We start from the raw sequence: 19718 nt of genomic DNA, 5'->3' as shown, positions 1-19718 counted from the left end.
TGGCCTCGTCTTGCGTTACGACCGTGGCGCGGGCCAAATCAACGACTCCCGGAGAAGGTGAATATTCATGAACAAGTCCCTGCTAACTGCACTCGTCGGCGCGGTGTCCATCGCGTTTGCTGGCGTCTCCGTCGACGCGGCGGCACAAGCCGGCGCCCCCCCCGAGAAGCCCAAGACGGTCAAGAAGCTCAAGAAGTCGAAGAAGCATGAAGCCGCCGCGGCCGCCAAGGTCGACCCGATGCCCGAAGGCGCCGACAAATGGAGCTGCGAGGACAACGCGGTGCTCTACCTGAAGGGCGACATGAGCCGCGACGCGGTCATGACCTTGCACTGGAACAACAAGAACTACAAGCTGCCGCGCGTGATCACGTCGACCGGTGCCGACCGCTTCTTCGACACGGCGAGCGGCCTCGACCTCGTGGTCATTCCGACGAAGGCGATGCTGTTCGACGATACGGGTGACCGCCAACGCCTCGCCGACGAATGCAAGACCGACGACATGGCAAACCACGGCGCCCTGGCGCCGACACAATCGAACGCCCTCAGGAACAGTCAATGACGGCGAACCGGCCAGCGTGGTGCGCGGCGGCTCATCGCCGCGAACGGGTGGCCGGTGTCGACCGGGATGTTCTTGCCGGCTGAAAAATCCGCCGGCCATGCGCGAAATCGACTCGATCGACCGACTTGACGACGATACGCGCGTGGCCGCCCAATCACAGTTCCGCGTTTAACAAGGAATCCACATGCCCCACAATTTATACAAAACGCTCAAGGAATTCGACAGCGGCGCCGGCAAAGGCAAGTATTACTCGCTGCCCGCACTCGGTAAGCAACTCGGTGTGAAGGTCGAGCGCCTTCCCCTCTCGATTCGCGTCGTGCTGGAATCGGTACTGCGCAATTTCGACGGCAAGAAGATCACCGAAGAACACATCAAGCAGCTCGCCAACTGGGCGCCGACCGCCTCGCGCGTCGACGAGATCCCCTTCGTGGTCGCCCGCGTCGTGCTGCAGGACTTCACCGGCGTCCCGCTGCTCGCCGACATCGCCGCGATGCGCGGCGTGGCAGAGCGCATGGGCAAGGCACCGAAGGCGATCGAGCCGCTCGTGCCGGTCGACCTCGTGGTCGACCACTCGGTGCAGATCGATTACTTCCGCCGCCCGGATGCACTCGATCTCAACATGAAGCTCGAATTCCAGCGCAACAACGAGCGCTACGAGTTCATGAAGTGGGGCATGCAGGCATTCGACACGTTCAAGGTCGTGCCCCCGGGCATCGGCATCGTTCACCAGGTCAACCTTGAATATCTCGCACGCGGCGTGCACAAGAAGACCGAAGGCGCGGACGCGGTCTACTATCCGGACAGCCTCGTCGGCACCGACAGCCACACGACCATGATCAACGGCATCGGCGTGGTGGGCTGGGGCGTTGGCGGCATCGAAGCCGAAGCCGGCATGCTCGGCCAGCCCGTGTATTTCCTCACGCCCGACGTCGTCGGTGTCGAGCTCAAGGGCAAGCTGCGCGAAGGCCTGACGGCGACGGACCTGGTCCTGACGATCACCGAAATGCTGCGCAAGGAGAAGGTCGTCGGCAAGTTCGTCGAATTCTTCGGCGAAGGCACCGCCTCGATCGGCGTGCCCGATCGCGCAACGATCGGCAATATGGCGCCTGAGTACGGCGCGACGATGGGCTTCTTCCCGGTCGACGACAAGACGATCGAATACTTCGAAGGCACCGGCCGCACGAAGGAAGAAATCGCCGCATTCCAGGCCTATTTCAAGGCCCAGAAGATGTACGGCGTGCCGAAGGCCGGCGAGATCGACTACAGCAAGACGCTGACCCTCGACCTCTCGACCGTCACGCCATCGCTCGCGGGCCCGAAGCGTCCGCAGGACCGCATCGAGATCGGCAACGTCCGCGAAACCTTCCGCGACCTGTTCTCGAAGCCGGTTGCCGAAAACGGCTTCGCGAAGAAGACCGAAGACCTCGAAGCCGTCTACACGACGACCGACGGCGTCAATGTGATGAACGGCGACATCCTGATCGCCGCGATCACCTCGTGCACCAACACCTCGAACCCGAGCGTGCTGCTGGCCGCGGGCCTGCTCGCGAAGAAGGCCGTCGAAGCCGGCCTGACGGTCGCGCCGCATATCAAGACCTCGCTCGCACCGGGCTCGCGGATCGTCACCGAGTACCTGACGGCGACCAAGCTGCTGCCCTACCTCGAGAAGCTCGGCTTCAGCCTCGCGGCCTACGGCTGCACGACCTGTATCGGCAATGCGGGCGACCTGACCGCCGAGCTCAACGAAGCGATCACGAGCAATGACGTCGTCGCGGCCGCGGTGCTCTCGGGCAACCGCAACTTCGAAGCGCGGATCCACCCGAACATTCGCGCAAACTTCCTGGCCTCGCCGCCGCTGGTCGTCGCCTACGCGATCGCCGGCAACATCACGCGCGACCTGATGACCGAACCGGTTGGCAAGGGCAAGAACGGCAAGGATATCTACCTCGGCGACATCTGGCCGACCAGCGAAGAAATCCAGAGCCTGCTCAAGTACGCGCTGAACGCGAAGAACTTCAAGGCGAACTACTCGAAGCTCACGACCGAGGGCGACCTCTGGAGCAAGATCCACGGCGTGGACGGCGACGTCTACGAATGGCCGAAGTCGACCTACATCGCCGAACCGCCGTTCTTCGAAGGGTTCGCCATGGAACCGAAGGACAGCATCGAGCCGGTGAAGGCCGCGCGCGCACTGGGCATCTTCGGTGACTCGGTCACGACCGATCACATCAGCCCCGCGGGTTCGATCAAGGAAAGCTCGCCGGCCGGCGTATGGCTCAAGGAAAACGGCGTGCTCAAGGCCGATTTCAACAGCTATGGCTCGCGTCGCGGCAACCACGATGTGATGATGCGCGGCACGTTCGCCAACGTCCGGATCAAGAACCTGATGATCCCGCTGCAAGCCGACGGCAGCCGCATCGAAGGCGGTCTGACGATTCACCAGCCGAGCGGCCAACAGATGTCGATCTACGACGCGGCGATGAAGTACGTCGCGGCGAAGACGCCGACGATCGTGTTCGCGGGCGAGGAATACGGCACGGGTTCGTCGCGCGACTGGGCGGCCAAGGGCACGGCGCTGCTCGGCGTGAAGGCCGTGGTCGCACGCAGCTTCGAGCGGATCCATCGTTCGAACCTGGTCGGCATGGGCGTGCTGCCGCTGCAGTTCAAGGATGGCGACACGGTGAGCTCGCTGGGCCTGACCGGTGAAGAGACCTTCGACATCGAAGATCTCGGCAACGACTTCAAGCCGCAACAGCAAGTGACGCTCGTGATCCATCGCAAGAACGGCAAGACGGAGCGCGTGTCGGTCCTGCTGCGCATCGATACGCCGATCGAAGTCGACTACTACAAGCACGGCGGGATTTTGCCGTTCGTGCTGCGCTCGCTGCTCGCGGCGTAAGGGTCGTCGATCAAGGGGTGTCTTGCAAGGCACTGGGGATCGAGCAGCACCCCTGTCCGCCTCCGGCGCCCCGCCCGTTACCCTTTTGCGGGTGGCCGCGCTGACGCGCGGTCCTTCAAGCCCGGCTGAAAAGCCGGGCTTTTTTATGGGCGTTTGGATTGCTGAACCGGGGCTGATGCATCTCGCATGGCCATGTTCATGTTCGTGGCTCGCCCACGCATTGGGCTGGCCGCCGCCCCTGCATGCACGCGTCAGACGTAGTCGGGCTCATCGACCATGGCCCGCACCGCGACGCCGCCATAGGCCGGATCCAGCACGAGACCGACGTCTCGCTTGAGTTCGTCGAGCAAGTCCTTGAACGGCGCATCGAGCGGCGACGCGACGAACAGGTGTGCCTGGGCAGCGCCGTCCTCCGCGTCGGCGGCCTGGGGCAGCCGGAGCGCGATACAGCCGGTCAGCGACAGAGGCCCTGTGCCGAACAGGTAGGTCGCGCCGCACACGGCATTGAATGCACCGGGGGGCAACGGGCTCGGTTCGTCGAGAAGATTCGGGTACGTCTCGCAGGTCGACCTATAGGTCTCCCGCTCGGTCAGGCTCATTTTTTCGAGCGAAGCGGCCGAATAGCAGGCGTGCACGGTCGCGCCAGCATCGAGCAAGGCCCGCATCGAGGCGGCCCGGCGCGAGAGCGTTGCCTGCACACTGGCATCGTCGCGCAGGTGGGGCGCAAGCAGCGTTGCAGGAACAGGGGCGTCGGCCCAGTGCCGTAGCGGACTCGCCGGTGCCGGCGTATGAATCGCCGCGACTACCGCGAATGGGACGGGGCCTTGCAGACGTTCGGTCAGCCACCTCTCGACGAAATGCTGAATGCTGACCGCACAGGTCCGTGCATGGCGGTTGTCGCCGCATATCACTGCTGAGCCCGTCGTACAGGCGACTTGCCAGCTGTCGCTCATCGTCCAGATCTGAGCGCGTGAAAACGGTTCCGTGCCGGCCGGTCTCATCGATGCCGCGGCGCCATCGTCGAGCGTTTCATGAAATGCGGCGATGCGTTTGAAAACTGCAGGAGCGGCACCGTGCAGCAGAATATCGAAACGGTAGTCGAGTACACGCTCGCGACTCGACGCGCCCTCAGGACTCCGCCGCATCCGCACCGCCAGCCCTTCTCCTATCGCTGGCAGCGGCGTGGGCGGTCGGCCCGACAGCGCAGGCATGTCACGGTCAAGGGCACGCGGATCGGCTTCGGGCCAAGGGACGCGGGTATCCTCCATGGGCGCGCTTGGCAGGGGGTGCGTTAGGGGACTCGTTGGGGTGCGCGCCGGCGTATGCGTCAAGCGCGGCGAGAGCGGTGGACGTGTGCCAGATGGCTGGGCTGGGTTCAACTGACTCTCCTCGAAGAGTACCGGGACTCTCGACCCTATCCGGGCGAGTAGGGCGATACTTGTACAAATCGCTGAAAGAGCCGGTCGAAGCACGGCGATGCCCGTCGAAATGCGCGGCCTGCCCCCAATCCGCGCAGCGTTCGCGCGCGCACTCCCAGAACGACTAGAATGTGGGGCCAAGCCCGGTCAAACCGAATCGTAATGCGGGTTCACCCGCGCCCTCAGACTTGCCACCATGCGCTCCAGAATCGCCAAACGACTTCCGCCCGATGCCGACAAGCTTGTCGGCCTGTCGCTCGCCCTCGTTGCATCGGGCAGCCGTACTGAAGACCGTTTTTGGGAAAGCCGGATCGACGCACTGCTCGCCAAGATGTTGCGCAACGGCAGCCAGACGACGCTCGACGCCGCACTCGACCATCTCCAGCAAAACCATCCCGATGCGTATGCGGCACTGGCCGATATCGCCGAGACGCACAGCGAGTCGTTCGTCATCTCGCATGAGGAACAGGACTGGGACGTCGTGCTGCTTGCCGCCCCCGTGCTGGCCTGGACGCGTTATGCGATTCCGTCCGGCCCCCTGAAAGCCGATACCTCCGATGCGCTACGCACGCATCTGCATGCCCACGTGCTCGCGAGCAATGCGCGCGTATCGATGTCGCCCTATCTGTACAGCATCGACCAATTGCCGCGCCATCACGTCGAAACCTTCCGACTCGCCCAGCAGCTTGCGCAGGCGGCGCTCGGCGGCCATGCGCCGAAGCTCGCGTTCGGTGACCTGCCCGAGACCTCGCCGATCCTTGCCGACCCACGCTTCCTGCTCGCTGCGGTAGCGGCACCCGCGGGCATGGCCCTGTTCCGCTGGCAGGAAGACGATGCCGGCGTACGCATCGAGCGCGGCCAATGCCTCGATCAATGGTCGAACCAGGGCGGCGCGAACCTCGCGCTCGTGTTGCCGGGCTGCGAGATCGAGTGCCTGCTGCCCGATGCGTTCTATTCGGCCTGCCGCGATGCGGACGAAAAAATCCGCCCGCATACGGTACGCACGGCCGTGCGCTATCTTGCCGATACCTTGCAGGCCGAGCCGGCCGAACTGCGCGCGGTCATCGGCGGGTTCGGCGAGCGCCATGTCGACGAGTTCCGGATCGGCTTCACCCGTCGCGGCAGCAACGACGTGCTCTATGGCGTCGTCTGGCCGCTCTATGGCCGCGAGAACGTCGACGCGGATCTCGGCGACCATGATGTCGTCGGCGAGGTCCCGCTCGGTGCGGGTCCGCTCGACGAGCTGGTCGCCCTCCTCAAGGAGGCCGGTATCACTGAAGTGCGCCAGCACGCTGGCCGCTTCGAACCCGAGTATTGCGACGACTGCGGCGTGCCGCTCTATGCCGACCCGCTCGGCGAAATCGTCCATGCCGAAATGCCGGAGGATGTCCAGCCGGTGCAGCCGCATTTCCATTGACCCTCTAGCACCGGATCGTCGGCTTCATTCGTCGGCGAGCCCACGCCCACGGCGCGGCTTGTCATGACGTGGCGCGGCCAGGCCACGGCCTCGCGCGGTCGGCTTGGCCCTCGCCGAGGGCAACAGGTTTGCAGGGGAGTCGCCGGCCGGTGGCCCGAGCCCCTCATCGACAGGCGGCTCGACCGGCTTGAGCTCGGCCTCCTGCGTGGCAATGGGCGGCCGGCGCCGACGCGGTGCGAACGGCCAGGCCGGCTGGGCCGCGATCAGAAACGGGCCACCCCGCTCGGCCATGGGTAGGCTGACTGCCGGAGGTGAGCGTAAGGGCACCGGCGAACGCATGCCGCTGCGTGGCGACGGGTCGTTCAGCTGATGCTCGGTACGCAGCGCCTGGAGCTTGCCGTACTGCCAGCCGTTGTAGAGCGCGACCGCCGCGGCCCGATTCGCTGCGCCGAGCAATCGGAACACCGCCGCGAGATGGATCTTGACCGTTCCCTCACTGATGTTGAGCGCACGCGCAATGGTCTTGTTCGTATTGCCGAGATGGACAAGGCGCATGATTTGCTGCTGGCGAGGCGACAGCAGCCCCGCGCGCGCGCAGCGGCGCGAGGCCCGTTCATCGGCCAGCAAGGCCGCGCGCTCGGCACGGCTGCGCGCGGCGACCGGGCTGTACAAACTGGCAGACGCGTTGGCGGAAAGCCTTGCCACAGCCCCCTGCGACCCGGCCGGCCACGCACACGCCTCGGGCAATCCTGCCTCGGCCCGCTGTCCCGGCCGACCCGAAGCCCCCCGTTCAGGCCACATGGCTGGAATGTCCGGCCCCAGCGCGCAGATCGGCACATAGTAGCCACCGAGCAGCACGAGTTCGAGCGCACGCAGGATCAGCCGCGGCTCGAGCTGGCGCGGGATCACGCCGAGCGCCCCCGCGTTGAGCAGCGGGCCGACTGTAGAAGGGTCGCCGTCGTCGGTGAGCACTGCGATCGAGAGTGCCGGATGCTCGCGATGCAGTGCCCGCAGCGCGTCGAGTGTCATCGTGCGCACCTGCAAGTCGATCACGAGCAAGTCCGGCAGGCCGCGCCGCAACGCACGTTCGAGTTGGGCCCAGTCTCCCGCGTCCGAGATCCGCGCCTGCCGATGCACCTGCCGCAGCAGGGCTTTGAGGCCCTCGCGCCGCTCCGGCTGATCGTTCAGAACAAAAAAGAGCAAGGAAGCCCCCGCATGGGATGGTTGAACAAACGGATTGAACGAACGGGTGGCGGCCACCGGCCGTCCCCATGCCCGCAGACCAATCGAGCTGAAATCGACATCAGAAACCCACTCGGGGGCCTCCGGTCATCGCAGAGCAGAATCAGACCTTGACCTGCGCTTATGCTCGAGAAAACACCTCATCACGTTGACTTCATCTTCGCAAAACCCCTTGCAACATGCGCTTCAGCCGAAAGCGATAGCGGTCGAATCAAGATAACTCTAAGCTTGATTTAGGACGATTCCATACGTCATCTGACAGGAACCGTTCTCCGAAGCGAGCAATACTCTGAACGCAGGCGGGTTGTGCGCAACACCGCGCCGCCCTGCTCCCCACGCGCAGGATTTGTGCGAGTAAGATTGCTTTATGGGATTTATTTACGTACCCCTTCCATTGCCCTGGATGGTCTGCGGCTGGCTTGCCGCAGGAGGACTGCTCGCGTATGCCGTCTGGACACGCCCGCTGCGGCGCCTGCGCAATGACACGCTCCAGCACCTCTGGCTCGCAACGGTCGTCACCCTCTCGGTGCTTTGGGCCATCGACCAGTGGTTCAGCGACGGCCCCGCTTTCCACCTGCTCGGCGCCGCCCTGATGGTCACGCTGTTCGACTGGGCGCTTGCCCTGATCGGCATGAACGTGATGATCGTCCTTTCGGCGCTGGTGCTCGATGCACCGCTCGACACGCTCGGCCTGACGCTCCTCATGCTCGGTGCGGTGCCGGTACTCGTCGCGCTGCTGCTGCAACGCGTGATGTCGGCGTGGCTACCGCATAGCCGGATCGTTTTCGTCGGCGGGTACGGTTTCGTGGCGCCAGCGGCCTCGCTGATTGCCACAGCCCTGTCAGGGGTGGTGCTGCATACCGCGCTGAGCGGCGCGTGGACAGGCTTTCCTCACGCATTCTGGGACCAGGTGCTCTGGGTCGCCGGCGGCGAAGCCTGGTTCTCCGGCATGCTCACCGCGATCCTCGCGGTCTACAAACCTGCCTGGGTGACGACCTACGACGATCACCGCTATCATCTGGATCGTCGCTAGTCACCATTCATCAGTCTGAATGGAACTCGGATAAGCGATCCGGTATCTGACAGCAAAAGATCGCGGCCGCATGCCGCCCACGCGTTCGGCTTTCCTGAAACGGCAGCCGACAATCGGTTCCACTCAGTTGCGCTTTCCCTTGTCCACAGCTTCCCTTTTCTCCCGCTGCACAGCCGGCCTTGCGCTTCTGCTCGCCGCTTCATTGACCAGCCTTCCCGCCATCGCCGACCAGCTCGAGCAGCACAACGACCTCGTCAGCAAGTACATCAACGAGCAGCACGCGAACCCGATCGCCGCGGATTGTGCGGCGCACGCGGTCTTCATCATCGGCACCTCGCCGATCTATGACCATGTCGACTTCGGTGACGATGCCCTGACCGATGCGCATGCTTCGATCGAACCCTGGGACGGCGCCTTCGGAGCGGGCAAACAGAAGATCAAGGTCGACACGATGGTGGAGATCGAAGGCCTCGGCTACCGCAAGGGCGGCGGCGACAAGCCCGACGCGCTCAGCTTCCGCTGCGGCTACGCGGACAACAAGATGCTCGCCTTCGATTCGAACGAGCCCAATCCGGGCGCCTCAGGCAGCAAGAAACGAGGCGGACGAGGTTGGGCCCACGGCAAGCACGGCAGCTCGAAGAGTTCGAGCCATGGCTCGTCGCGCGCCAGCAAGAAGGCGAACCATTGAGCGGTACACGTCAGGTATGCCCGGATCTGCGTGGTCTGCGTGGTCTGCGTGGTCTGCGTCTTCGAAGTCAAGCAGTTGCGTGTCTTCCCGCAGCCAGGACATTGCCCGGGCCGTCGAGCACTGCCCGGGCCGTCGAGTTCAGTTTCGCTCCATGGCGATTCCCGGCGGCGCTCACCGGCCAGCCTGAACCGGACCCGCGCCGTCAGCCGCCGCCGTCAGCCGCCGCTGTTAGCCGCACTTAGGAGGCCCGGCGCCGAAAAGATCCGACCGGGCCGCCCGTCCCCTAGCCTCAGGGGGTCTTTGGAAACGCGTCGAGCTGCATCTCGATCGCTTCGAGCATCGCGGCGCCCAACGCGGCGCTGCGTGCGCCGTTCCAGCCGACTTCCGGGTCCGGCTGGTTCGCGTTGTCCTTGAATGGCATTTCAAGCGTCAGGGACAGGCAGTTGAATGCGTGCCCCGCGTACTTCGAGGCAAGCGAGAGCGCATCGTCGCGGTACTTGTCCGACTCATAGCCGTGGACGTCCTGGAAATCCTCGGCGACATCCTTGAAGAACTCGATGAACGCGCGTTGTTCGCGCGCCTGCTGCTCGGTGAAGTCAGGCAGCATTTCACTGCCGGCGACGAACACATAGGGCAGCGTCTCATCCCCGTGAATGTCGAAGAACATATCGACACCGACGCGGTGCATCTCGTCGCGCACGAGCTTCACTTCCGGGCTGCGCGCGAGGCTGGGATTCATCCATTCGCGATTCAGGTTGGCCCCAGTCGCATTGGTCCGCAGATTGCCGAGCGCCGAGCCGTCCGGGTTCATGTTCGGCACGACATAGAACGTCGCGCGCGAGAGCAGGTCCTCGCCGAGCGAATCGTCCACGGACCAGTCGCCCTGCGCGCTCAGCCGTCCCAGCAGGCCTTCGACGAACCATTCGGCCATCGTTTCCCCCGGGTGCTGGCGTGCGATGATCCAGATCTTCGGCTTGGCCGGATCGCCGTCGCCGAGCCTCAGCAGCTCGATGGGCCGGCCCTCGATCGTACGGCCGAGATCGGTCAGGCGCACGGCCGGATGGCGCTGCAGATGGCCGAGCACGACGTCATGGCGCGATTCGTCATAGGGCTCGAAATACGCGTAATAGACCGTGTCGCATTCGGGTGTGTGCTCGATCGTGAGCAACTGGCCGTCATAGGTGGTCGGCACGCGGAACCATTCGAGCTTGTCGTAGCTCGCGACCGCGGCATAGCCGTGAAAGCCGTCGGCGAAGGCGCACTGCCCCGCGTTCTCGAAGACGAAGCGGCATTCTTCGTCACGCACGCCATTCGCGCGGAAATAGAACCATTGCGCGAAGTCGGCATGGGTGTCGGCGCGTACGCGCAGGCGCACATCGCCGGCGCGCTCGGCCGAAACGATCTCGATCGCTCCGCCGTCGAAGCAACTCGTAATGCTCAGTGTCATGAAAATCCTCTCGCTGGACGTTTGCGAACGCATTGTCGGTCGTCTCGCGACATCGCGCTACCAGCAGTCGAGGCGCCCTATGCGAGCCGTCGGCGGAATACCCATGTCTGTTCGCTCGAGACATCCGGCTCGAACGCATACCCTTCGCTGTCGAAGGCCTTGAGCTTCTCGGGCTTCTGGATCCGGTTGAGCACTGCGTAGCGCGCCATCAGGCCGCGTGCGCGTTTCGCATAGAAGCTGATGATCTTGTAGCGGCCGCTCTTGAAGTCCTCGAACACCGGCGTGATCACCGGCGCGTCGAGCTGCTTGGGACGCACGGACCGGAAGTATTCCTCCGAGGCGAGATTCACGAGCGCTTTCGCCGCGGCCTTGCGCTCGGCCAACAGGTCGTTCAATGCATGGGTGATGCGCTCACCCCAAAATGCATAGAGATCGCGGCCGCGCGCATTGCCGAGCCGCGTGCCCATCTCGAGCCGGTAGGGTTTCATGAGATCGAGCGGCCGCAGCACCCCGTAGAGCCCCGAGAGGATCCGCAGATGCCCCTGCGCATAGTCGAGGTCGGCATCGGCCAGCGAAGGGGCATCGAAGCCCTCGTAGACGTCACCATTGAAGGCCAGCACGGCCTGCTTCGCATTGGCGGGGCTGAATTTCGGATCCCAGTCCTGATAGCGCTTGAAATTGAGTTCGGCGAGCGGATCGGAAATACTCATCAGCGAGCCGATCGAGGCCGGTGACAATCCACGCAAGGTATCGATCAAATCAGCCGAATGATCGACGAACGCCGGTAGCGTATGCCGGGCGACATGAGGCGGGGTCGTATAGTCGAGCGATTTTGCGGGGGATAGAACGATTATCATTAGGGCGCCGCCGCTTGAGCGGCCAAACATAACGGCCTTATTGTATCGAATGAGTTTTTTGACTGCCGCCCAGACGCCCCGCGTCGTGCTCGACTCGAACGTCTGGATTGACATCCTCGTGTTCGACGACCCCCATGCACGCCCTATCGCGGCCGCCCTCGCGCAGGGCGGGATCGAGGCCGTCATCGACGCGCGCTGCCTCGCGGAACTGACGCGCGTGCTCGACTATCCGCAGTTCGCGCGATTCGCGCTCGACAAGGAGGCGGCGCTCGCCCAGATCGCGCGGTGGACCACGATGATCGCGCCGGCGCAGGACACTCCGGCCGGCGAGGTCGCACCGCGCGCCCTGCCGCAGTGCCGGGACCGCGACGACCAGAAGTTTCTGGAACTGGCACGCCGCGCCGGCGCCGCGTGGCTGGTGAGCAAGGATCGTGAACTGCTCAGAATGGCCAAGCGCATCGCGCGCGACTTCGGCTTTTCGATCGGCCTGCCGGCCGCCTTCACCGCCCAACTCTCAGCCCGACTCTCAGCCCAACCCGCGGCCAAGCTCCCGGCCAGTCTCGCGGCGGCCACCCCGGCGCCATGAAGTGCCAGCCAGCGATGAGGGCGGAGCATCTCAGGCATACTTGCAATCTGAACGATGCTTTGGATCGTACAACGCTCGTCCAGTCTCGCGCCGCGAGCCCTCGCCGACCCTTCGTCAAGCCATGAACGCCCAGCCACAAGCCGCTTTCTCCGCCGATGCCCTGCAATCCCGCCTGCCGAAGGTCGGGACGACGATTTTCACCGTGATGTCCGCGCTCGCGACCGAACGCGGCGCCGTCAATCTCGGGCAAGGTTTTCCCGATTTCGACTGCGATCCGCGCATTGTCGACGCCGTGGCACAGGCCATGCGCGAGGGCGCGAACCAGTACCCGCCGATGGCGGGCATCCTGCCGCTGCGGCAGGCGATCTCGTCCAAGGTCGAGGCGATCTACGGCCATCGTTACGATGCCGATACCGAGATCACCGTGACAGCCGGTGCGACGCAGGGCCTGCTGACCTCGATCCTCGCGATCGTCCATCCGGGCGATGAAGTGATCGTCATCGAGCCGAACTACGACAGCTACCTGCCCGCGATCGAACTGGCCGGGGGCATTCCGGTCTTCGTCACGCTCGAGGCGCCCGACTATGCGCTTCCGTTCGACCGGCTCGCCGCGGCGATCACGCCGCGCACGCGCGCGATCATGATCAACACCCCGCACAACCCCACTGGCACGATCTGGCGCGAAGCCGACATGCGCAAGCTCGAGGCCATCGTGCGCGATACACAGGTACTGATCGTCTCGGACGAAGTCTACGAACACATGGTCTATGACGGCCAACGCCACGAGAGCGTCTCGCGTTATCCCGAACTGGCCGCGCGCAGCCTCGTGGTCTCGAGCTTCGGCAAGACCTATCACGTAACGGGCTGGAAGATCGGCTATGTCGCGGCACCACGCGCACTGACCGCCGAATTCCGCAAGGTTCACCAGTTCAATGTGTTCACGGTCAACACGCCGATGCAGGTCGGGCTCGCGCGGTTCATGGCCGATCCGGCACCCTATCTCGAATTGCCCGCGTTCTATCAGCGCAAGCGCGATCACTTCCGTGCGGGCCTTGAACATACGCGTTTTCGGATGCTGCCGTCCGACGGCACCTACTTCCAGTGCGTTGACTATTCGGCGATCAGCGACCTCCCCGAGGCCGAGTTCGCCAAATGGCTGACCACCGAGATCGGTGTCGCGGCAATTCCTGTGTCGGCCTTCTATCACGAACCGCATGAGTCTGGCATCGTGCGGTTCTGCTTCGCGAAGAAGGAAAGTACGCTCGACGAAGCACTCGGTCGGCTCGCGAAGCTGTAATCGCGGCAAGTTTTTCACGATCAGTCTTATATGAACATAAGAATTATCAAATACGACATTCAAGAGCCCACTATGTCGATGCCGACCCGTATAGAGAAACGGATCCCGATGGCGACTACTGCCGCGTCAGCCCTGACGCGTACCGAGGACTTCATCGGGGCATTCGCCACAGGGGTATTCGTCGACGGGCGGCCCATGCCGACATCCGGAGCCCTGCAATGAGCGCTGAACTCAAGACCGGGCAAAGCGGCGCGACCCTGATCCTCACCGTCTCGAACCCCGGCGGGCGGCTTGCCCATCCGGACCTGTTCGCTTCCGCGGTCGAGGCACTCGAAGTCGCCGAGCGCGATGACGGCACCCGCTCGGTGATCGTCAAAGGCCTCGACGGCTTGCTCAGCGTCTCGGGCAATCTTCGCGATCTCGCTGAACGGCGGCTGCCCGCACAGGATGCGCTTGCCCAGCGAATCGAACGGTTTGCGAGCTGGCTCGATGCATTGCGCATGTTTACCAAGCCCGTGATCGCGACTGTCGAACATAATGCCGACGGTGCCGGCCTCGCCGTCGCGCTCGCCTGCGACTTCATTGTCGCCGCCGAGAGCGCGCGCTTCAGCGTGCCGCAGCTCACGGCGGGTATCGCACCGGACAGCGGCATCACATGGCTCGCCGCACGCGGCTTGCCGAAGGCGCTTGCGTACGAACTGGTGCTCGCGGGCGCGACGCTCGATGCCGCACGGCTCTACCATGCGGGCGTCGTCAACCGGCTTGCGGAAAATGGCAAGGCGCTCGACGTGGCCATCGACCTCGCCGACGAACTCGGCACGCTTGGAGCAGGCGTTTTCGCACGCAGCAAACGGCTGCTCGAGGAAGCAGCCACACGCGATCTGCTTGCGCAGATGCGGGCAGAAGGCGATGCGCTTGTGGAGCTGTCGAGATAGGGTCTGCCAGTGCGGATCCCTGTTCGATCTGTGCTGTAATCATTGCCACCGTGGCGCCCTGCACCTGAACCTGCACTATCGACGGAGCAACCATGATCGACGTTTACAGTTGGCCCACTCCGAACGGCCACAAGATTCACATCATGCTCGAAGAGTGCGGCCTCGAGTATCACGTCCATGCGATCAATATCGGCGCGGGCGACCAGTTCACACCCGAATTTCTCGAGATCAGCCCGAACAACAAGATCCCCGCGATCGTCGACACCGATGGCCCGAAAGGCAAAACGATTGCCCTCTTCGAGTCCGGCGCGATCCTGATCTATCTGGCCGAGAAGACCGGCAAGCTGCTGTCCGACGACCCGATCGAACGCTACACGACGCTGCAATGGCTGATGTTCCAGATGGGCAATGTAGGCCCGATGTTCGGCCAGACCCACCATTTCCGGAACTACGCCCCCGAGAAGATCGAATACGCGATCAAGCGCTATACGAACGAGACCGGCCGGCTCTACGCCGTGATGGACAAACAGCTTTCGAAGACGGAATACCTGGCGGGCGATCGCTATTCGATCGCCGACATCGCGACGTTTCCGTGGACACGTTCATGGGAAAACCAAGGGCAAAAGCTCAGCGAGTTCCCGAATGTCGAACGCTGGTTCAATGCGATTGCCGCACGACCCGCCGTGCAGCGCGGTGTCGCGGTGCTGGCCAATGCGCGCCCGCCCGTGATGGACGACAAGGCAAAGGAACTGTTGTTCGGCGCGGCGCAATACGCGAGGCGCTGATACGAAGCCTTATTGCAAGGGACCTTCGAGCGAGGCGGGAATCGGCAAGGCAATCACCTCGATGCCTTCCTCGATGAGCTCTCGCGTTTCTTCGGCACTCGCCACGCCGCGAATCCCGCGCGCGGGCGCTTCGTCGTAGTGGATCTTGCGCGCTTCTTCGGCGAAGCGGTCACCGACGTTTTCCGTCTTCGCGATCAGCTCGCGTGCCGCCTGCATGAATTGGCGCTGCAGTTCATGCAGGGCTTCAGGAGGGAGAGACGGCGCCGGCACACCGTGCCCGCTGCCCGCGACACCACGGCCTTCTGCCCGCGCATCACGCACTGAACGCTCACTGCGTTCGTCTCGCTCACGCCGCCGCTCGCGATCCCCTGTTTCATCCCGCGCTTGTTCACGCTGTTGCGCCGCTGCACGCTCGCTCGCATGTGCCTCGCGCCCCTCCTCACGAGTCCCGCGACCACGCCCAGCCGGTGCGGTCGCGCCAGACAGATTGAGGCGCGGCGCCGAGGGCAGCTTGTCGATCTCGACCGAACCGCATATCGGGCAGCCGATCATCCGCTTCGCGTGTTGCGACTCGTAGTCGGCATCGGAGCCGAACCACCCTTCGAATCGGTGATCGTCCGCGCAACGCAGATCGAATACTTTCATGACGTCGATCGTCCTCAGACAGCCGGCGCGCCGAACGACCAGCTGCCGGACAGGATCTTCTCGAGCCAGAACGTACCAATGATCGTTTTCACGTCGGTGATGCGGCCTGACTTGATCCACTCGAACATCTGCGCAAGATCGGTCGTAAAGGTTTCGAGAAACTCGTGCTCGTCGAGTTCGGGCTCGCCGGCCGTGAGGCCACGCGCGGCAAAGAGATCGATATATTCGGTCGAGTACGAGAACACGGGATGGATCCGGGTCAGGAAGAAGAACTCCTTCGCCGAATAGCCGGTCTCCTCGCGAAGCTCGCGCTCCGCACACGTCAGGGAGCTTTCGTTCGGATCAATCTTACCAGCCGGATATTCGATCACGACCTGGTCGACCGGATAGCGAAACTGCCGCTCGACAAGCACGCGGCCGTCGTCGAACACCGGCAGCACCATCACCGCGCCCGGATGGACGATGTATTCACGCGTCGTGACGGCACCGTCGGGCAAGCGCACGCGGTCGCGCCGCACATCGAGAAAACGGCCCTTGAGCAGTTGTTCTCCGTCAAGCCGGGTCTCGATGAGTCCGGCGTCCTGATTACGGTTGAGATTGTCTGCCAAGGCCAGCTCCGAAAACTTCAGCGGTATTTGACGAGGTAGCGGAAGGTATAGCCGGGAAACGCGAACACGAGAAACAGACAAAACGTGACCGCGTAGAACTGCCATCCCTGCGGAAACAGATTCCCCGCTTGAGCCTCGAGGGTACGACCGATAGCGCCCACGACGAAATACAGCACGATCAGTTCCACGATACGCCACCAGGCGCTTTTGCGCTTGCCTCGCAAGGGAATGACCAGGAACAGGCGCTGATTCACGAACGGCAGATTCGCACCGACCAGCGCCAACAAAACGATAAACCAACCTGCTGCAGACATTCGGACGTACCAGCGCTTACGGAGTGAGTTGGTGAACTGCCTGGAGGCAGGCATTCATGAGCGGGCCCGGCAGAATACCGAGCACGATGACGACGAGGCCGTTCACCATCAGCAGCGCACGCGCGCCGCCGTAGGCGGTGATCGGTTCTTCGTCGGTCGGATCGTCGAAGTACATGATCTTGACGATGCGCAGGTAATAGAACGCGCCGAACACCGAGGTGATCACCGCAAGGATGGTCAGCCAGGTCAGGCCCGCGTTGACGGTCGCCTCGAGCACGGCGAGCTTCGCGTAGAAGCCGACGGTCGGCGGAATCCCCGCGAGCGAGAACATCAGCAGCAGCATCACGAAAGCATAGACCGGATGGCGGCGATTGAGCCCGCGCAGGTCGTCGATCGCTTCGCATTCGAAATCGCGGCGTGCGAGCAGCATGACGATGCCGAAGGTGCCAAGCGTCGTCATCAAGTAGATCACGCTGTAGAACATCGCCGAGCTATAGGCCCCGGCCGCGCCGTCCGCCTTGCCGTCGACCACGCCCGAGAGCAGGCCGAGCAGGATGAAGCCCATATTGGCGATCGCCGAGTAGGCGAGCATCCGCTTGATGTTCTTCTGGACGATACCGGTGATGTTGCCGACGATCAGGGAAAGCGCCGCGAGAATCACGAGCATCTGCTGCCAGTCAGCCGCATACGGCAGCAGCGCGATCACAAGGAAGCGCACCCCCCAGGCGAAGGCCGCGACCTTCGGGCCGCCGCCGGTCAGCAGTGTCATCGCGGTCGGCGCGCCGTGGTAGACGTCGGGCACCCACATATGGAACGGCACCGCACCCATCTTGAACGCGATCGCGGCGACCACGAAGATCACGCCGAACAGCACGACCGAGCTCTCGACACGACCCGAAGCGAGGATCTTGAAGACTTCGTTGAGGTTCAGCGTGCCGGTCGCACCATAAAGCATCGAGATGCCGTAGAGCAGGAAACCCGAAGCCAGCGCACCCAGCACGTAGTACTTCATCGCGGCTTCGGTCGACGATGTCGAGGTCGTGCGCAGCGCGATCACCGAGTACAACGACAGGGACATCAGTTCGAGTCCGAGGTACAGCGTCAGGAAGTTGTTGCCCGAGATCATCACCAGCTGACCGAGCAGCGAGAACATGCCGAGCAGGTAGAAGTCGCCGCGAAACAGCTCACGGTCCTCGATGTACTTGCGCGAATAGACCAGCGAGACGGCAAAACCGATCGAGACGAACGCCTTCATCACGTTCGCGAACGGATCGACCACATACATGTTCGAGAAAAAGAGCTGGCTACCGCCGTTCAGCGCGTTCACCGCATACCAGACCGCGGCGATGACCGACGACAGGACGGCGATCCCATAAGTTGTCTTGCGGCCCGGGAGTCCGAAGAACAGGTCGTTGAGCCAGGCGACCACGACAGCCGCCATCAGCAGCGCGTCGGGCAGAATGAGATAAGTATTTTGCATGGTGGTGGGTCTCGTCGGCTCTTATTGGAGCTTCGACTGCGCGACGTGCGAGAGAAGATTCGCGACGGACTCGTGCATCGGGTCGGTAAAGTACTTCGGATACAGGCCCATGAACAGCACGAGCAAGCCCAGCGCCATCAGCATCCAGAACTCACGCGAGCCGACGTCGAGCAATTCCTTCACATGGTTGTTCGGGATCGCGCCGAAGTATACGCGCTTGTACATCCATAGTGAGTAGGCCGCGCCGAGAATCAGCGTGGTCGTTGCGAGGAACGCAATCCAGAAGTTGAACTTGACCGCGGCAAGAATCACCATGAACTCGCCGACAAAACCACTCGTGCCGGGCAGACCGCTGTTGGCCATCGCGAAGAGCATGGCGAGTGCCGCGAACTTCGGCATCACGTTCACGACACCGCCGTACTCGGCGATATTGCGGGTATGCATGCGGTCGTACAACACGCCGATGCACAGGAACATCGCGCCCGACACGAAGCCGTGCGAGACCATCTGCACGATCGCGCCTTCGACGCCGAGCTGGCTGAAGATAAAGAAACCGAGCGTCACGAAGCCCATGTGCGCGATCGAGGAATACGCAACGAGCTTCTTCATGTCGGTCTGCACGAGCGCGACAAGTCCGATGTAGATCACCCCGATCAGCGACAGCGCGATGATCACCGGCGCGAGCAGATGGCTCGCATCCGGCGTGATCGGCAGCGAGAAGCGCAGGAAACCGTAGGCCCCGAGCTTCAGCATGATCGCAGCCAGCACGACCGAGCCGCCGGTCGGTGCCTCGACGTGGGCATCAGGCAGCCAGGTATGCACCGGCCACATCGGCACCTTGACCGAGAACGCCGCGAAAAACGCGATGAACAGCAGCACCTGCGGCACCATCGCGAGTGGCGCCTTGGCCCAGGCCGCCATATCGAACGTACCCGTGACGTCGTACAAATACAGCAAGGCGACCAGCATCAGCAGCGATCCGGTCAGCGTATAAAGGAAGAACTTGAACGCCGCATACACACGGTTCGCCCCACCCCAGACACCGATGATGATGTACATCGGGATCAGCGTGGCTTCGAAGAACACGTAGAACAGCACACCATCGAGCGCGCAGAACACGCCGACCATCAGGCCCGAGAGAATCAGGAAGGCCGCGAAGTACTGTGCGACATTCTTCGTGATCACGCTCCAGCCGGCGATCACGACGATGACCGTGATGAAGGCGCTCAGCACGACAAACCAGACCGAGATCCCGTCGACTCCGAGGTGATAGGTAATCTTGAAGCGCGTGATCCAGTCGGACGACTCGACGAACTGCATGGCCGCGGTACTGCTGTCGAAATGCGAGATCAGCGGCAAGGTCACGAGCAAACCCAGGATCGAGCCGATCAGCGCGATCCACCGGACGGTCCCCGGGCTACGGTCGTTGCCCACCGCGAGGATCAGCACGCCGAAAACGATCGGCAGCCAGATCGCAATACTCAAAAGCGGAAAAGATTGCATTGTGT

18 protein-coding genes are annotated in these 19718 nt (G+C 63.2%); 9 read left to right on the top strand and 9 right to left on the bottom strand.

Features of this window, described 5'->3' with window-relative positions:
- The first annotated feature begins 67 nt into the window (after positions 1-67).
- Positions 68-559: a hypothetical protein gene (locus HV670_RS10375; protein WP_175104695.1), complete on the top strand. Its 492-nt coding sequence runs from the start codon at positions 68-70 to the stop codon at positions 557-559.
- A 184-nt stretch (positions 560-743) separates the two neighbouring features.
- Positions 744-3458, top strand: a complete 2715-nt coding sequence (acnA, locus tag HV670_RS10370) for an aconitate hydratase AcnA (RefSeq protein ID WP_175104694.1) — start codon at positions 744-746, stop codon at positions 3456-3458.
- A gap of 251 nt (positions 3459-3709) precedes the next feature.
- Here acnA and HV670_RS10365 read toward each other — a convergent pair whose 3' ends face one another.
- Positions 3710-4726: a hypothetical protein gene (locus HV670_RS10365; protein WP_175104693.1), complete on the bottom strand. Its 1017-nt coding sequence runs from the start codon at positions 4724-4726 to the stop codon at positions 3710-3712.
- A gap of 346 nt (positions 4727-5072) precedes the next feature.
- On the opposite strand from HV670_RS10365, the gene HV670_RS10360 reads away from it, so the two are divergent.
- Positions 5073-6293 carry a DUF2863 family protein gene (locus HV670_RS10360; protein ID WP_175104692.1) on the top strand — a complete coding sequence of 407 codons (1221 nt, stop codon included), beginning with the start codon at positions 5073-5075 and terminating at the stop codon, positions 6291-6293.
- A 24-nt stretch (positions 6294-6317) separates the two neighbouring features.
- On the opposite strand, the gene HV670_RS10355 is transcribed toward HV670_RS10360, so the two are convergent.
- Positions 6318-7553 (bottom strand): response regulator transcription factor, encoded by a 1236-nt coding sequence (locus HV670_RS10355; protein WP_175104691.1) that lies wholly within the window; start codon positions 7551-7553, stop codon positions 6318-6320.
- Between the two features lie 349 nt (positions 7554-7902).
- Between HV670_RS10355 and HV670_RS10350 the strand changes: the two genes are divergently transcribed.
- Complete coding sequence (locus HV670_RS10350; RefSeq protein ID WP_175104690.1) at positions 7903-8568, top strand: energy-coupling factor ABC transporter permease; 666 nt, start codon at positions 7903-7905, stop codon at positions 8566-8568.
- Positions 8569-8638: 70 nt separating this feature from the next.
- A complete protein-coding gene (locus tag HV670_RS10345; RefSeq protein ID WP_246257204.1) occupies positions 8639-9256 on the top strand; it encodes a BspC domain-containing protein in 618 nt (205 codons plus the stop codon).
- A 289-nt stretch (positions 9257-9545) separates the two neighbouring features.
- On the opposite strand, the gene HV670_RS10340 is transcribed toward HV670_RS10345, so the two are convergent.
- Complete coding sequence (locus tag HV670_RS10340) at positions 9546-10703, bottom strand: M14 family metallopeptidase (RefSeq protein WP_175104689.1); 1158 nt, start codon at positions 10701-10703, stop codon at positions 9546-9548.
- 77 nt (positions 10704-10780) lie between these two features.
- The gene (gene yaaA / locus HV670_RS10335) at positions 10781-11560 is read right to left on the bottom strand and encodes a peroxide stress protein YaaA (RefSeq protein WP_175104688.1); all 780 of its coding nucleotides are present in this window, start codon (positions 11558-11560) and stop codon (positions 10781-10783) included.
- A 49-nt stretch (positions 11561-11609) separates the two neighbouring features.
- Between yaaA and HV670_RS10330 the strand changes: the two genes are divergently transcribed.
- The 4 genes from HV670_RS10330 to HV670_RS10315 all read left to right on the top strand — a co-directional run bounded on the left by HV670_RS10330 (position 11610) and on the right by HV670_RS10315 (position 15163).
- A complete protein-coding gene (locus HV670_RS10330; protein ID WP_175104687.1) occupies positions 11610-12146 on the top strand; it encodes a putative toxin-antitoxin system toxin component, PIN family in 537 nt (178 codons plus the stop codon).
- A gap of 121 nt (positions 12147-12267) precedes the next feature.
- Positions 12268-13443 (top strand): pyridoxal phosphate-dependent aminotransferase, encoded by a 1176-nt coding sequence (locus HV670_RS10325; RefSeq protein WP_175104686.1) that lies wholly within the window; start codon positions 12268-12270, stop codon positions 13441-13443.
- A 218-nt stretch (positions 13444-13661) separates the two neighbouring features.
- Positions 13662-14378, top strand: coding sequence for an enoyl-CoA hydratase-related protein (locus tag HV670_RS10320; RefSeq protein WP_175104685.1), 717 nt, complete (start codon positions 13662-13664; stop codon positions 14376-14378).
- Between the two features lie 92 nt (positions 14379-14470).
- Positions 14471-15163, top strand: coding sequence for a glutathione binding-like protein (locus HV670_RS10315; protein ID WP_175104684.1), 693 nt, complete (start codon positions 14471-14473; stop codon positions 15161-15163).
- Between the two features lie 9 nt (positions 15164-15172).
- Here HV670_RS10315 and HV670_RS10310 read toward each other — a convergent pair whose 3' ends face one another.
- From HV670_RS10310 to HV670_RS10290, 5 genes are read right to left on the bottom strand one after another with little or no spacing between them, the layout of a single operon-like run.
- Positions 15173-15808, bottom strand: coding sequence for a DUF1178 family protein (locus HV670_RS10310; protein ID WP_175104683.1), 636 nt, complete (start codon positions 15806-15808; stop codon positions 15173-15175).
- A 14-nt stretch (positions 15809-15822) separates the two neighbouring features.
- Complete coding sequence (locus HV670_RS10305; RefSeq protein ID WP_246257203.1) at positions 15823-16416, bottom strand: NUDIX domain-containing protein; 594 nt, start codon at positions 16414-16416, stop codon at positions 15823-15825.
- Positions 16417-16433: 17 nt separating this feature from the next.
- Entirely contained in the window at positions 16434-16730 is a 297-nt protein-coding gene (locus HV670_RS10300) for a DUF2818 family protein (protein WP_175104681.1), read from the bottom strand.
- A gap of 16 nt (positions 16731-16746) precedes the next feature.
- Positions 16747-18210 (bottom strand): NADH-quinone oxidoreductase subunit NuoN, encoded by a 1464-nt coding sequence (nuoN, locus tag HV670_RS10295; RefSeq protein WP_175104680.1) that lies wholly within the window; start codon positions 18208-18210, stop codon positions 16747-16749.
- Positions 18211-18231: 21 nt separating this feature from the next.
- Positions 18232-19713: an NADH-quinone oxidoreductase subunit M gene (locus HV670_RS10290; RefSeq protein WP_175104679.1), complete on the bottom strand. Its 1482-nt coding sequence runs from the start codon at positions 19711-19713 to the stop codon at positions 18232-18234.
- Between the last annotated feature and the right edge of the window lie 5 nt (positions 19714-19718).

The sequence above is a fragment of the Pararobbsia alpina genome (assembly GCF_902859895.1).
In the GTDB taxonomy this organism is placed as follows: Bacteria; Pseudomonadota; Gammaproteobacteria; order Burkholderiales; family Burkholderiaceae; genus Pararobbsia; species Pararobbsia alpina.
The sequence above is the reverse complement of the archived record's forward strand: the minus strand, read 5'-3'. Positions and strand labels throughout refer to the sequence as shown.